This is a genomic window from Xenorhabdus sp. TH1, assembly GCF_037260955.1.
Classification (GTDB): Bacteria; Pseudomonadota; Gammaproteobacteria; order Enterobacterales; family Enterobacteriaceae; genus Xenorhabdus; species Xenorhabdus griffiniae.
Map to the genome: position 1 here is coordinate 1,648,654 of NZ_CP147734.1, position 11,834 is coordinate 1,660,487.

Annotated in this window: 16 protein-coding genes; all 16 read left to right on the forward strand. The window is 51.4% G+C overall.

From position 1 onward, the window contains the following. The first annotated feature begins 173 nt into the window (after positions 1 to 173). The 16 genes from WDV74_RS07630 to WDV74_RS07705 are packed head-to-tail and all read left to right on the forward strand — an operon-like array spanning position 174 to position 11,788. Positions 174 to 353, forward strand: coding sequence for a hypothetical protein (locus tag WDV74_RS07630; protein WP_273559872.1), 180 nt, complete (start codon positions 174 to 176; stop codon positions 351 to 353). Between the two features lie 12 nt (positions 354 to 365). Then, a complete protein-coding gene (locus tag WDV74_RS07635) occupies positions 366 to 848 on the forward strand; it encodes a DNA-packaging protein (protein ID WP_338885305.1) in 483 nt (160 codons plus the stop codon). Next, on the forward strand, positions 829 to 2,055 hold the full coding sequence (locus WDV74_RS07640) for a PBSX family phage terminase large subunit (RefSeq protein WP_338885306.1): 1,227 nt from the start codon (positions 829 to 831) through the stop codon (positions 2,053 to 2,055). Before WDV74_RS07635 ends, WDV74_RS07640 begins: the two co-directional genes overlap by 20 nt. 4 nt (positions 2,056 to 2,059) lie before the next feature. Continuing rightward, the gene (locus tag WDV74_RS07645) at positions 2,060 to 3,547 is read left to right on the forward strand and encodes a DUF1073 domain-containing protein (RefSeq protein WP_338885307.1); all 1,488 of its coding nucleotides are present in this window, start codon (positions 2,060 to 2,062) and stop codon (positions 3,545 to 3,547) included. A gap of 37 nt (positions 3,548 to 3,584) precedes the next feature. Then, a complete protein-coding gene (locus WDV74_RS07650; RefSeq protein ID WP_338885308.1) occupies positions 3,585 to 4,298 on the forward strand; it encodes a phage minor head protein in 714 nt (237 codons plus the stop codon). A gap of 1 nt (position 4,299) precedes the next feature. Continuing rightward, positions 4,300 to 5,577: a DUF2213 domain-containing protein gene (locus WDV74_RS07655; RefSeq protein ID WP_338885309.1), complete on the forward strand. Its 1,278-nt coding sequence runs from the start codon at positions 4,300 to 4,302 to the stop codon at positions 5,575 to 5,577. Between the two features lie 2 nt (positions 5,578 to 5,579). Further along, positions 5,580 to 6,074, forward strand: a complete 495-nt coding sequence (locus WDV74_RS07660) for a hypothetical protein (protein ID WP_338885310.1) — start codon at positions 5,580 to 5,582, stop codon at positions 6,072 to 6,074. Positions 6,075 to 6,076: 2 nt separating this feature from the next. Then, positions 6,077 to 7,144 (forward strand): major capsid family protein, encoded by a 1,068-nt coding sequence (locus WDV74_RS07665; protein WP_338885311.1) that lies wholly within the window; start codon positions 6,077 to 6,079, stop codon positions 7,142 to 7,144. 54 nt (positions 7,145 to 7,198) lie between these two features. Then, positions 7,199 to 7,549: a hypothetical protein gene (locus tag WDV74_RS07670; RefSeq protein WP_338885312.1), complete on the forward strand. Its 351-nt coding sequence runs from the start codon at positions 7,199 to 7,201 to the stop codon at positions 7,547 to 7,549. 2 nt (positions 7,550 to 7,551) lie between these two features. Further along, positions 7,552 to 7,989 (forward strand): DUF4054 domain-containing protein, encoded by a 438-nt coding sequence (locus WDV74_RS07675; RefSeq protein WP_338885313.1) that lies wholly within the window; start codon positions 7,552 to 7,554, stop codon positions 7,987 to 7,989. Then, positions 7,980 to 8,441, forward strand: coding sequence for a hypothetical protein (locus WDV74_RS07680; protein WP_338885314.1), 462 nt, complete (start codon positions 7,980 to 7,982; stop codon positions 8,439 to 8,441). Before WDV74_RS07675 ends, WDV74_RS07680 begins: the two co-directional genes overlap by 10 nt. Positions 8,442 to 8,443: 2 nt before the next feature. After that, positions 8,444 to 8,812 carry a hypothetical protein gene (locus WDV74_RS07685; RefSeq protein WP_338885315.1) on the forward strand — a complete coding sequence of 123 codons (369 nt, stop codon included), beginning with the start codon at positions 8,444 to 8,446 and terminating at the stop codon, positions 8,810 to 8,812. Continuing rightward, positions 8,802 to 9,314 carry a hypothetical protein gene (locus WDV74_RS07690; RefSeq protein WP_338885316.1) on the forward strand — a complete coding sequence of 171 codons (513 nt, stop codon included), beginning with the start codon at positions 8,802 to 8,804 and terminating at the stop codon, positions 9,312 to 9,314. The genes WDV74_RS07685 and WDV74_RS07690 overlap by 11 nt, the downstream gene beginning before the upstream one ends. A 9-nt stretch (positions 9,315 to 9,323) precedes the next feature. Next, positions 9,324 to 10,811, forward strand: coding sequence for a DUF3383 domain-containing protein (locus tag WDV74_RS07695; RefSeq protein ID WP_338885317.1), 1,488 nt, complete (start codon positions 9,324 to 9,326; stop codon positions 10,809 to 10,811). 10 nt (positions 10,812 to 10,821) lie between these two features. Then, positions 10,822 to 11,274 (forward strand): hypothetical protein, encoded by a 453-nt coding sequence (locus WDV74_RS07700; RefSeq protein WP_047961534.1) that lies wholly within the window; start codon positions 10,822 to 10,824, stop codon positions 11,272 to 11,274. 55 nt (positions 11,275 to 11,329) lie between these two features. Further along, on the forward strand, positions 11,330 to 11,788 hold the full coding sequence (locus WDV74_RS07705; RefSeq protein ID WP_338885318.1) for a hypothetical protein: 459 nt from the start codon (positions 11,330 to 11,332) through the stop codon (positions 11,786 to 11,788). Positions 11,789 to 11,834: the final 46 nt, after the last annotated feature.

An 11,834-nucleotide genomic window follows, 5' to 3' on the forward strand; every position in this document is an offset into this window, starting at 1 on the left:
TGCTTGCCCGTATTAGCAATGCAGCCAGACCAAAGTCCAATTATCGGATATTGGACGATAAATCACTTTCTGAACATTTTCTCAGCATTTTATATCACCACAGTGCAAAAATTGTCGGGGTTATATCAACCGAGGCAGTTGTTTATTCTGAATTCAGCAACAGAGAGGTAAATATGCCTGAGCACCAGATACGGACACGTATTACTGCACCAGGACTAATACGGGACCTTGCATCCAAGGAAGAACGAAAAGCCAGGATGTTGCTGGGTATCGTCAAACTAAAGCGATATCACGGACTCAATAATGAAGAACTCGAGCAAGTGATGAAAATAGCTTGTGAATTATCGAAGTAAAAGGAAACGAAAATGGCCGCGCCAAAGGGCAATCGGTTTTGGGAGGTCCGAAGCAGTCATGGGCGGAACCCGAAGTTTGGTTCGCCTGAGGAACTGTGGAAGGCATGTTGTGAATACTTTGCATGGGTAGAAGAAAATCCGCTGTATGAGACAAAGGCGTTTCATAATCAGGGTGAAATCGTCTACGCGAAGATGGCAAAAATGCGGGCGATGACCTTATCCGGTCTGTGTATTTTTCTGGATATTTCACGCTCAACATGGACGGAATATACCAAGCGCGAAGATTTTTCGAATATCACTACGCGCGTGGAACAAATTATCTACGACCAGAAGTTTTCAGGTGCAGCCGCGGATTTACTCAATGCGAATATCATTGCGCGGGATTTGGGGCTGAAAGAGCAAACGGTGAATGATCACCTTTCCACTGACGGCTCAATGTCTCCCGCCAAAATCATTCTGGTTGCCGGAGGCCAGCATGACGACAGCACGGATTGAACTGCCACCGAAATTGATCCCGGTATTCAGTGGTAATTATCGTTATCGTGGTTCATACGGTGGACGTGGTTCGGCAAAGACGCGAACTTTTGCATTAATGACAGCCATCCGTGGCTACATGGCTGCACAGAATGGACAATCAGGCGTGATACTCTGCGCTCGTGAATACATGAACTCTCTTGAAGAATCCTCAATGGAGGAAGTGAAACAAGCAATACGCTCTGTTCCGTGGCTGGCTAGCTTCTACGATATTGGCGAGAAGTACATTCGGACAAAGTGCAGGTCAGTCAGCTATGTCTTTGCCGGCTTACGTCACAATCTCGACAGTATCAAATCAAAGGCCCGAATCTTAATCGCATGGGTCGATGAGGCGGAGTCAGTCTCTGAAATAGCCTGGACAAAACTCACTCCAACCGTGCGTGAAGAAGACTCTGAGATTTGGGTGACATGGAACCCCGAAAGAGACGGCAGTGCTACCGATAAACGGTTCAGAAAGAACCCGCCGAAAAATTCAATCATTGTTGAAATGAACTATGGCGATAATCCGTGGTTCCCGTCTGTGTTGGAAGAGGAGCGACTGAGTGATCAGTCACGTCTTGACCCGAATGCTTATGCTTGGGTTTGGGAAGGTGCGTATCTGGAGAACTCAGATAAACAGGTACTGGCGAACAAATACCAAATTAAGGATTTTCCGGATGAGCTGTGGCAGCAGGCTGACCGCTTGTTATTCGGGGGCGACTTCGGTTTTGCCAAAGACCCCAGCACACTGATCCGCATGTTTACGCTAAATGATTGCCTGTATATCGACTATGAGGCTTATGGTGTTGGCGTAGAGCTGGACCACATGCCTGCGTTTTATGATCAAGTGCCGGAGTCACGTAAATGGCCTATTAAAGCCGATTCTGCCCGACCGGAAACCATCAGCTATCTGCGCCGACAGGGGTTTAATATCTCCGCCGCTAAAAAGTGGCAAGGTAGCGTTGAAGATGGTATCAGCTATTTACGCGGCTTTAAGCAAATCATCATTCACCCGCGCTGTAAGCACACAGCAAAAGAAGCCCGGCTCTATGCCTACAAGACAGACCGTATTACCGGCGAAGTGCTGCCGGTGATTGAGGATGCGAACAACCATTGTTGGGATGCGAGCCGTTACGGGTTGGATGGCTATATCAAGAAAAAAGGCAGTTTCTTTACAACCAAGAGGTAATGTTATGTGGCCATTCTCAAAACGAAAGCCTATGGCACCCCCTGTCCAGCGTTCAGCATTTTCCACCGATTTATACCCAGCGCTTGTTAAAGATAATGGCTTTAAGGGGCTGGAATTGCCACAACCCACAATGGCAGGCGTGGCGATGGATTCCGTGGATGGCTCGATCCCCTCATTTAAAGCAGGCAGCTTATACGGTGTGCCGGAAGCACAAGCCGCGTGGTATAGCAATCAGCTCTTTATCGGTAATAACTTGTGTGCGGTGATTGCCAAGCACTGGCTGGTGGATAAAGCTTGCAATATGCCTGCCCGTGATGCTATTCGACAGAGCTACGACATTGACTGTGAAGACAGCGCCATTATCGACAGACTGAAAAAGCGCGATAAAAAGTACCGTATCAACAATGCCATGAAAGAGTTGGTGCATTTCGGGCGCGTATACGGCGGACGCATTGCGCTGTTTGTGGTGGAAACCTCTAACCCGAAGGAATTCTACGAAAACCCGTTCAATCCTGATGGTATCCAGAAAGGGGCATACAAAGGTATCAAACAGATTGATCCCCAATGGGTGACACCGGAACTGACCGCCGATAATGTGCAAGACCCAGCGTCGCTGAACTTCTACGAACCGACTTATTATCGCATTGGCGGGCGGCGTTATCACAAATCCCATCTGGTGAAGTTTGTCCCGTTCCCCGTGCCGAATGTCTTAAAGCCGATGTACAACTATTTTGGCGTTTCTGTACCGGAGCGGGTCTACGAACGGGTCTATGCCTCCGAACGCACCGCCAACGAAGCCCCGCAACTGGCGATGACTAAACGCTTACTAACACTGGGGATGGCCGATGCAGAAAATGCTGATAAGGGCGTGATTGCGGAGAATATCGAGTATTTCGCCTTGATGCGGGATAACTATGGGGTACAGGTCACGAGCAATCAAGACACCGTTCAGCAGTTTGATACGTCACTGGCCGATTTGGACGCCACCATTATGACGCAATATCAGCTTGTCGCGGCTGCCGCTAACGTGCCTGCCACCAAATTATTGGGTACCACGCCCAAAGGCTTTAATTCCAGTGGCGAGTATGAAGAAGCGGCCTACCGCGAAGAACTGGAGAGCATTCAGGCTAACGATTTGGAAGACCTGCTCCAACGTCATTATGAAATCCTGTTACGCAGTGAGGGGTTGCCGGTTGTCGATATCAGTATCTCATGGCGACCGCTAGACAGCCCAACCGGCGCCGAATATGCCGATATCGAGCTGAAGAACTCCCAGACGGCCGTCAACTACGCCAATATTGGTGCGGTGGATGGTCATGATATCCGTCAGAAACTGGCAGCGGATAAAGAATCCAGTTACTTCGGTTTAGACATGAGCGAGGATGATGATGTTGAAGCAGATCCGCCTGAAGAAGAGCCGGGCACAATGGGCCACGGCGCGGCAGGCGGTTATGAAGGGCAAGCCGCTGCACTATTCGGCGGCGGCAACTGACCGTTACCAGCGTGACCTGTCACGATTAATCAAACGGATGCTCAGGGATTATGAGCAGACGTTAACCCGGTTACAGGATGATGTCGAACCGATGGCGATGGATGCCAGCATTGCCAGCCAAACCCGTATTTGGCTCAACAAGTTAAAACGCCGCTGGGACGGTATTTTTAACCGTAAGGCCACAGAGATGGCAAATAGATTGGTCAGCCAGACCGATTTAAACGCCAAACGCAATCTGGATGATTCGCTCAAACAACTCTCTGGGGGTTTAACCATTAAAACTCTGGTCATGCCAGCCGCCATGAAAGACCGACTCACCGCCGCCACCGCTGAAAATGTCGCCCTGATCAAATCCATTCCACAACAGTTTCACTTTCGTATTGAAAGTGCGGCGCTGCGTTCAATTAGTCAGGCGGGTGAGGGGGCAAAAACCTTGCTGGAGGAAATCAAAGCCATTGGCGGCGTGACCGAGAAACGGGCGCAGTTTATCGCCGTTGACCAGACCCGCAAGATCACCACGGCGGCGAACTATGAGCGCATGAAATCAGCAGGCATTAAAAAGGCGGTCTGGCATCACTCCGGCGGCAGTGCTGAACCGCGCAAACTGCATCAAAAGCTGGATGGTCAGGTTTTTGACCTGGATAACCCGCCAATTATCGACGAACGAACCGGTCAACGCGGTTTACCGGGCGAATTACCGAACTGCAAATGCTTCTGGACGCCCATCATTGATTTTGGAGACAACGGATGACATGAGTAAACGCACTTACGACCTGAACGGCTGGCTGGAAGTCAAAGACAACCCCATCTCAAAAGTGGGGGTTTTTGATTATTTGGGGGCGGAAATTGGCGCACCGGTCGCCGATAAAATTTACAAGGTATTGCGCCCGCAAGAAGAACTGGAAAACCTCGCAACCATTAACTCTTTCAAACTGATGCCCTTTGTGAATGAGCACGAGATGTTAGGCCGGGAAGCTACACCCGCCGAACAGAAAGGCATTGAGGGCGTGATCGGCGAGAACGTTTATTTTGAGTACCCGTACCTCAAAGGCAATATCAAGATCTTATCCAACTCAGCGTTAAGCCAAATCAACAGCGGAAAGATTGAACTCTCACCGGGTTATCGTTGCCGCTATGACTTTACGCCCGGCACCTTTAACGGCGAGCACTATGACGCCATTCAGCGCGACATCCGCGCCAATCATCTTGCCCTGGTGGACGAGGGACGAACCGGCCACGATGTCGCCGTGCAGGATCAACGCATTATCACTATCGATACCAAGGAGTTAGTCACTATGGCTACCGAAGAAGACAAAGACAAAAAAGACACCATCGACGATAACGGTTTCACCCCGGAGCAACTCGAACAGTTGAAGGCACTGATTACTCAGACAATCGCCGGACAACAAGCCCCTGCAACGGATGACGACCCGGAGAAGAAAGAGACCAGTGATAATGATCCTGACCCCGATAAGACCTCACAGGATGAAGAAGAGAAAGCTGAAGACGCGGTAGAAGAAGCGGAATCCGCCGCCGAAACTGCCGAATCTGGTGACCCGGAAGCCGTGGAGAATGCCGAAGTTGCCATTGAAGCGGCAGAGCAGGCGATTGAGGAAGCGAAAGAACATTTGGATCAGGCTACGACCGACAGCCTGAACCGCCGCCTTAAGCGTCTGCGCCGTGGCATGCAGGCAATGGATGATATTTCCCGCCTGAAACGCAAGGTGAATAAGCTGGAGAAAGCCAAACCGACTTATGACACGGGTGATTTGATCAAACAATTGGCAGGCCGTGACACGCTGGCGCACAAATTGACCCCGTTTGTGGGGGTATTTGACCATAGCAGCCTGACCAAGCAGGGCGTGGCGGAATACGGCGTCAAACAACTTGGTATTCCCTGCCAGAAAGGGCAAGAATTGGTCGCACTCGATGCCTGGATGCACGGGCGTGTACCGGACTCGCAAAAACCGACCAGTACGATGGACAGCATTACCCCCCAACAATCCATCAAAGACAAGTGGAGTAACTAATCATGGCAATACCCAACAGCATTCTTAACGGGCTGGTTAGTGGCGTAGTCGGGGAACTTTCCCATACTGGGCCAATCCGTGTCACCAGCGCCGTACTGGCCTCCGATGACGAAACCCAAAATCTATTTGGACGGGCTTACACCTACCATGATTTTGGCGTGGAATCGGTGCAGGTCGGTGGCACAGGTGCATTTGCAGGCATCATGATTAACCCCAAAGCCTACCGTATTGGTGCCCTGTATGCCGAAAACGGCAGCACGGGTGAATTTCTTACGATGGGCGAAGTAAACGTGCAACTGGAAGCTGGCATCAAGCGCATTAACGCGCCCGTGGTGTTTGATGTTTCCGGCAAACTGTCTGCCAAAGACAGCATTAGTGACGGGGACAGAGTCATTGGTTTTGTTTCCCGTCATCTGGAGTCAGCCGAAAACCCACACCTGTGTGTCATACGTTTGACCGAAATCCCTTATACCTCAACCCGCAAGGACGGTAACTAATTATGGCTGTCAGCAAAGAAAAGTTTTATCAGTCAGGCCGCGAAATTCGCCAGCGCGGCGCACTCAATATCAAGCCTGACCAGAAGTGGACGTATGGCGAACTGGCGCAAATCGGTTTCGGCGGATTGCAGGCAATGGATAGCGCGCTAACCGGTCCGGCAGGCGCGGGCGGTTTTATTCAGCGTCATATGCTGCAGCATGTGTTGCCGGGGCTGGTACGCACTGCCACTCGTATTCGCATTCTGGATGAAATCACTGGCGTGATGACGGCGGGCGAATGGCATCATGAAGAAATTGTGCTCAATGTCGCCACACCCTCAGCGAAAGCCGAGCTGTACGGTGATTATACCAATATTCCGCTGGCCAGCTATGAGAATGATATCGAACGTCGGGGAATTGTGCGTTACGAACAGGGTTTTCAGGTCGGTAAACTAGAAGAGGCGCGCCAAAATGCTGCCGGGTTCGAAGCCGCTGCTGAAAAACGCAACGCGGCGACCGAATCGTTGGAAATGTCCCGAGAGCGCACCGGCTACTTTGGCTTTAACAGCGCGGATACGCGGGTGTTTGGTCTGCTCAACGATCCGAACTTGCCTGCCTATGAAACCAGCCAGAAAAAATGGCAGGATGCCACCTTTGCTGAGATCACGCGTGATATTACCGCGATGTTCTCACGCATTGAGCTGTCGTCCGGCGGGCGTATTAAAGACGACACGCCAATGACCCAAGTGTTACCGCTAGGCTTTCGTTCGGTACTGAATATCGCTAACCCGGTGGCACGCGGGGAAACCGTCATGCAGTGGGTGAAGGAGAACTACCCGAATCTGCGCTTTGTCTTCTCGCCGGAGTTCCGTGAGGCCAATGGCGGGGCCAATATCACATACTTGTTTGCTGATAGCGTAGACGATGGCTCTACTGCCACCAATGCTACGCTGTTGCAGGTCGTGCCAGTCAAATATCAACTGCTGGGTTCCGACAATGGCATCAAGGGCTATCTGGAAGATGCGACCAATGCCACTGCTGGTATTTTTGTGACACGCCCGTGGGCGATCACCCGCTTAACCGGTATTTAATCTCAGCCCTCGGCTGAGGGCATTTTGTTTATTCTTTAAGGCAGGAGTTTCTTCATGTCTCAATCTCTCTACGTCTATTGCACGCTGTCCAACGACCAGAACTATGCCGTGCGTAATGGTGCGGTGTTTATCCACGGGCAGGCCAATATTCTGACCAAAGCGCTGCATACCCCACGTGGGCGCGTGACCGAAGTCAGTGCTGAGCAGTATGCGCAACTGAAAGACAACCACGTCTTTAAGCTGCACAAAGAAAACGGCTTTATTTTGGTCGAAAGTTGCAAAACCGAACCGGAAAAAGTGGCCACCAATATGGAAGCCAGCGATCAGTCTGCACCCGATACGCCGGAATCACTGGAAGCGGAAGGTAAAGACACCCCGAAAACCAATAAAGGTAAGGGCAAATAATTATGGAGGCGAGCACATTTCCGCTTAAATCATTCCGTGTGCTCCGCCCACAATTCAATGCGGTGCCCGATGATGACGTATTAATTATTGCCCAATCCGCCTTGAATTATTTTTCCCCTTGTCGTGGTGTCTGCACCAATGAGCTGTGGCAATTGGTCGTGGCCCATATGCTGGACTTAGGCCGGTTAATGGCTCAGGGTGAATCGCCCACCGGTGTTGTCACTGCGGCAACCATCGGCAGTGTGAATGTGTCGTTTACTGCACCGCCGGTGGGTTCCAATACCTCTCACTGGTTCAACCTGACCCCCTTTGGTCAGCAATACCTGGCGCTGCTCAACCGTTGTGGCCGGGCACCGATGTATGTGGGTGGTAGAGGCGAACGGTCGGCCTTTCGCAGCGTCGGGGGGCGTTTTCCCAATGGGGGGCGGGTATGGCGATAAAGCTGGCACACCTTAAGCAGATCTATGACGAGCTGGGTAAAAAGCAAATCAAGGTCGGCTTCTTTGAACACAGTCAATATCCCGATGGCACACCGATGGCGTATGTCGCCGCCATTCAGGAGCTGGGCTATCCGGCCGGCAATATTCCCCCGCGTCCCTTTATGCGCCCGGCAATACGGGATAATCAGGCCAAATATGCGGATCTGATGTTTCGTGCGGCTAAAGCGGCGATTAACGGCAATATCACCGTATCGGAGGGCCTGACCCAAATTGGCGATGTGGCAGCAGGCGATATCAAGATCGCTATTCAATCTGTCACGACACCGCCACTGAAAGACAGCACCGTAAAAGCGCGGGCAAATCGTCACAGTAAAGGTAAAGCAACCAATAAGCCTCTGGTCGACAGCGGGTTGATGTTGCAATCCGTCAATTCCAGCGTGGAGGATAAATAACCATGTTTGGCAATTTACAGCGCATTGCATCGCGTTATATTCCGCAACAAACCGTGCTCTGGTATCGCTTTAAGGCGCGTGAGTTGGACGAGCTAGGCCGATGGCAAAATACTTATCACTACCCCATTCCCATCAGAGGAAGCTGGCAGGCGGTCGATACGCAGGATGTGCAGGAGATGGGGCTGGATACGACGAAAGTCTACCGTAAGCTCTACACCACGCATGATATTCGCCATATTCAGCGGGGTACATCACCGGATTTTCTGGTCTTCGCTGAACGTCGCTACGATGTAATGGGTGATGCCGACTGGTATGCCCAAGATGGCTGGTTGTCGATTGTCTGCATTGAGGCCGGTGTGTATGACGGATAATCAGGTTTATGCTGCAATCCGGGCGCAACTGCTGAAACAGCTAGCCGAAGCCGGGATCTCAGTTCCCGTGGTGGCGGGTTTTCAGTCCACCAAACAGGGGCGGGAAGACAGCTTTGTGATGTTTTTTCCCATTACTGAAAACGCCTATGGCTGGCAGGGGCGCAATTATCACATCGTTGGTCGTGATGCGAATCACAGCGAAACCCAACTTGTGGAGAAAACGCTACAGGTACAGGGCATCGGTGGGTTCGAACAGTTCACGGCGGGGGATATTACCGCCACTGTGCGTATGATTATGAACTCATTGCCTTTTGTGGAAGCCTTACGCAAGCAGGGGATCGGCATTCAACGTGCAGGGAACTTAAGGATGCCGTTCTTTATTAACGATCAGGGCAATTATGAGCTGTCACCTTCGTTTGACATCAACATCACCCATTCACGTGGCATCAAACCCAACACAGCCACCGTCAGTGTGCTGTTTCCCGATATTTATCGAATTTAAGGTCATTTTATGCCGATAAAACAAACCCGATACGTCGATATCGCCAGTGCGGTGATCGGCGCATCCAGCGTTCCCATGCGTAAACTCACGGGGCGCATCTTTTCCACGAACCCCAAAATTCCGGCGGGCAAGGTATTAGAATTTGCATCCGGTCAGGTCGATGATTTGCTCGGTTCTGACTCTCTGGAAGCCAAATTCGCTCGCCAGTATTTCAGTTATGTGAGTCCCGCGCCCGTCAGCAAACCGAAAGAGTTGCAGATTGCGGCCTATGAGCCAATAGGCCGTGCACCCGCGATTTATGGCACGAAAGCTGCCGTATTGGATGAACTGAAAGCGTTAGTGGATGGCACCATCACGGTGACGATTGGCGGGGTGACGAAAACCTTCCCCGATATCGATTTATCGAAAGCGACGTCATACGCGGATATTGCTTCCGTCGTGCAGGCCAAACTGAACGCCGAGAAGACACCGCAATTTTCCAATGCCTATCTGACATTTAACGCGATGGACAGCGCCTTTGTCTTAAGCGGCGGGGTACAGGAGAAAGCCGAGATCAACGTGGCCTATTCGGTGCTGGCTGATGCCATGGGACTCTCTTCCGGTAGCTGTTCGGCAGGTAATGCCGCGCAATCGCCATTGGATGCCTTTATTGCGGCTGAAAAAATCTCGGATTCGTTTGGCAGTGCCACGTTCCTAACGGATATCGCGTTAACGCAGGCGGCTGAACTGGCACAGTACGTGGCAGGCGAAAATGTCAAATACCAGTTACATCTGGCCGTGACGCCAGAAAACGCCGAAGACTGGAGCGCCGCGCTAATGGGAACGGCTTCAACAGGCTTAAACCTGAAAACTGAGGACGACCATTTTGTCCAGGCATTGCCGATGGCGATTATGGCCGCAACCGATTATGACCGCACCAATGCGACTACCAACTATATGTATCGCCAGTTTGGTGTGACTTTCCCGTCACAAATCAGTACTGATCTGGATGCGGACCGGTTCGATAAGTTGCGCGTCAACTATTACGGCGAAACAGCCGTTGCGGGTTCACAAATTCGCTTCTATCAGCGCGGCTTCCTGTGCGGTTCATCGTTGAATCCGCTGGATATGAGCGTTCACGCTAACGAACAGTGGTTAAAAGCCCATATTACCCAGCAATGGTTCAGTTTAATGATGAGTACACGTGGACTGCCGGGAAATAAAGACGGTGCAGCCCGTGCAATGACCGTGATTGCAGGTGCGGTCACGAAGGCCCTCAATAACGGCACGATTTTACCGGGCAAAACCTTAACCGAAGTGCAAAAACTTGCCGTAGCGGATGCCGCCGGGGACGATTTAGCCTGGCATGATGTGCAGGACAAGGGTTATTGGTATAACACGCAGATCGTAGAACAGACAGGCCCATCGGGGTTGCCCGAATACGTGATGAAATACGTGTTGATTTACAGCAAGGGCGACTGGGTACGTAAAGTCGATGGCTCACATAATCTGGTTTAAGGAGTAGACAATGTACGATGTTTCCGCCACCGGCTTAAGTCTGGTAATTCAGGCCAGTACCACTTTCCCATCAGGGATTACCATTACCCAATTTGCCGATGATGCCGATCCGCTGGACTTACCCGCTGTCGATATTGCTCAGACCGGCATGGATATCAACGGCAACCTGAACTATTGGTCAACACCGACGCCGCAAACCATCACCATTAACGTGCTGGCCGGCAGTGAAGAAGATGAAAACCTCGCCATTTTGTTAGAGGCTAACATAGCTAAGCGCGGTCGCCGTCATGCCGGCGATATTATCACGCTGGTGGCCTCTTATGGGGATGGTTCAACCACCACCGCGCGTAACGGCAAGATCACCAATGGCAGCCGGGGTAACTCTGCCGCCAGTGCCGGGCGCCTGAAATCCAAGCAGTACACCTTTGTATTCCAGGATTTTGACCGTACCCGAGCACGTTAATACTTTTTTATCAACAGACTGGCGGTTTGTCCGCCTTTTTTGATCTGAGGCCATGATGTTAATCAAACCCAAAACCATCACGATCACCGATGCTGACCGTGAAGCGCATACTTTTATTATCAGCCGCTTGCCTGCTACGGTCGGGCGCGAAATTCTGGCGAAATACCCGCTGTCCAATGCGCCCAAAATCGGCGATTACGCTGTCAGCCATGAAGCCATGCTGAAGATGCTGCGTTATGTTGCCGTTGAACGAGACGGCGACGAAATTCTGCTGAAAACCCAGACCCTGATTGATAACCATGTGCCGGACGGCGAAGCCCTGATCCGCCTTGAACTCGAAATGCTGCGGTATAACACCAGTTTTTTCGGGGCCGACGGGAGCCGCGGTTTCCTCCAATTCCTGCTGGACAAAATCAGCGGTTCACTCCCGTCGATTATCAAAACGCTGATGGGTTCATTGCCGTTATCGTCAGCGCAGGCTACGCCACCCTCACCGAACTCAAAACGTCGATAGATTTGGAAGAGGCATTCGACCTGTGGGAGATCGCCATCACCAACCG

Bases quoted from the DNA above. Each gene is read 5' to 3' on its own strand.
- WDV74_RS07705 (WP_338885318.1), top strand. From the start codon at position 11,330: ATGTTAATCAAACCCAAAACCATCACGATCACCGATGCTGACCGTGAA.
- WDV74_RS07635 (WP_338885305.1), top strand. From the start codon at position 366: ATGGCCGCGCCAAAGGGCAATCGGTTTTGGGAGGTCCGAAGCAGTCAT.
- WDV74_RS07675 (WP_338885313.1), top strand. From the start codon at position 7,552: ATGGAGGCGAGCACATTTCCGCTTAAATCATTCCGTGTGCTCCGCCCA.
- WDV74_RS07680 (WP_338885314.1), top strand. From the start codon at position 7,980: ATGGCGATAAAGCTGGCACACCTTAAGCAGATCTATGACGAGCTGGGT.
- WDV74_RS07690 (WP_338885316.1), top strand. From the start codon at position 8,802: ATGACGGATAATCAGGTTTATGCTGCAATCCGGGCGCAACTGCTGAAA.
- WDV74_RS07660 (WP_338885310.1), top strand. From the start codon at position 5,580: ATGGCAATACCCAACAGCATTCTTAACGGGCTGGTTAGTGGCGTAGTC.
- WDV74_RS07670 (WP_338885312.1), top strand. From the start codon at position 7,199: ATGTCTCAATCTCTCTACGTCTATTGCACGCTGTCCAACGACCAGAAC.
- WDV74_RS07700 (WP_047961534.1), top strand. From the start codon at position 10,822: ATGTACGATGTTTCCGCCACCGGCTTAAGTCTGGTAATTCAGGCCAGT.
- WDV74_RS07665 (WP_338885311.1), top strand. From the start codon at position 6,077: ATGGCTGTCAGCAAAGAAAAGTTTTATCAGTCAGGCCGCGAAATTCGC.
- WDV74_RS07645 (WP_338885307.1), top strand. From the start codon at position 2,060: ATGTGGCCATTCTCAAAACGAAAGCCTATGGCACCCCCTGTCCAGCGT.
- WDV74_RS07685 (WP_338885315.1), top strand. From the start codon at position 8,444: ATGTTTGGCAATTTACAGCGCATTGCATCGCGTTATATTCCGCAACAA.
- WDV74_RS07695 (WP_338885317.1), top strand. From the start codon at position 9,324: ATGCCGATAAAACAAACCCGATACGTCGATATCGCCAGTGCGGTGATC.
- WDV74_RS07650 (WP_338885308.1), top strand. From the start codon at position 3,585: ATGCTCAGGGATTATGAGCAGACGTTAACCCGGTTACAGGATGATGTC.
- WDV74_RS07630 (WP_273559872.1), top strand. From the start codon at position 174: ATGCCTGAGCACCAGATACGGACACGTATTACTGCACCAGGACTAATA.
- WDV74_RS07640 (WP_338885306.1), top strand. From the start codon at position 829: ATGACGACAGCACGGATTGAACTGCCACCGAAATTGATCCCGGTATTC.
- WDV74_RS07655 (WP_338885309.1), top strand. From the start codon at position 4,300: ATGAGTAAACGCACTTACGACCTGAACGGCTGGCTGGAAGTCAAAGAC.